Here is a 1045-nt window from a genome sequence, read left to right on the forward strand (position 1 = left end):
GGCTGAGGTTCCCCCGGGATGCGGAGGATGCTGACAGCAGGTCAGATGGGACTCATGAGAGGACCTGTGACCATGGCTGCACCCCGGAAGTACTCGCTCGAGTTGCGTGAGCGTGCGGTACGTATGTATCGCACTGCTGAGCCGAAGCCCCAGATCAAGAAGCTGGCCGTCGACCTCGGCGTGCACCCGGAGGCCCTGCGTGGCTGGATCCGCCAGGCCGAGGCGGACGCCGGCGAGCGCGACGACCGTCTCACCAGCGACGAACGCGCCGAACTCACGGCCCTGCGCAAGGAGAACACCCAGCTCAAGCGGGCCAACGACGTCCTGCGGACGGCCTCGGCGTTTTTCGCGGCGCAACTCGACCCGACCCGGCCCAGGTGACGGCGCTCGTCGACGAGCATCCCCGCCTGGGAGTCGAGTGCGTACTTCGGGAACTCCACATCCCCTCATCCACCTACTACCGCTGGCGCCGCGCGGAGAAGGAGCCCTGCGAACGGCGGCGTCGCGACGTCGAGCTGACCGAGCGGATCAAGGAGATCCACGCCGACTCCGCCGGCATCTACGGCTCTCCGCGCGTGCACGCCGTGCTGAAACGCGAGGGCACCCCGGTGGGCCGCAAACGGGTCGAGCGCCTGATGCGTGAGGCCGAGATCGCGGGTGTGAGCCCGCGACGGAAGGGCTTCACGCGCCGGGACCCGAAGGCCACCCTGGCCCCGGACCTGGTCAACAGAGATTTCACCGCACCGGCGCCGAACCGGTTGTGGGTCACCGACCTCACGATGATCTCCACCGGCGAGGGACCGATGTGGCTCTCCGCGATCCGGGACGCGTTCTCCCGCCGGGTGGTCGCGTGGGAGACCTCCGCCCGCGCGGACGCCGACCTGGTCCTGACCACGCTGGAGTACGCGCTCGCGTCCCGTGAGGTCGAGCCGGGCAAGCTCATTCACCATGCCGACCACGGCTGTCAATATACGTCCATCAAGCTCACAACTCGGCTCATGCGAGCGGGAGTTGAGGCGTCCATGGGCTCCATCGGGGACTCGTA

At 68.1% G+C, this 1045-nt stretch carries 2 protein-coding genes; both read left to right on the forward strand.

What is annotated here, in order from left to right:
* The first annotated feature begins 72 nt into the window (after positions 1 to 72).
* The gene (locus AB0I51_RS48420; protein ID WP_307529597.1) at positions 73 to 381 is read left to right on the forward strand and encodes a transposase; all 309 of its coding nucleotides are present in this window, start codon (positions 73 to 75) and stop codon (positions 379 to 381) included.
* A partial coding sequence (locus AB0I51_RS48425; protein ID WP_362985933.1) for an IS3 family transposase occupies positions 378 to 1045 on the forward strand: 668 nt, incomplete at its 3' end. The genes AB0I51_RS48420 and AB0I51_RS48425, both read left to right, overlap by 4 nt.

It is taken from the genome of Streptomyces sp. NPDC050549 (assembly GCF_040655035.1).
GTDB lineage: Bacteria > Actinomycetota > Actinomycetes > Streptomycetales > Streptomycetaceae > Streptomyces.

Excerpts from the sequence above, each read along its gene's own strand:
- AB0I51_RS48420 (WP_307529597.1), top strand. The coding sequence starts at position 73 with ATGGCTGCACCCCGGAAGTACTCGCTCGAGTTGCGTGAGCGTGCGGTA.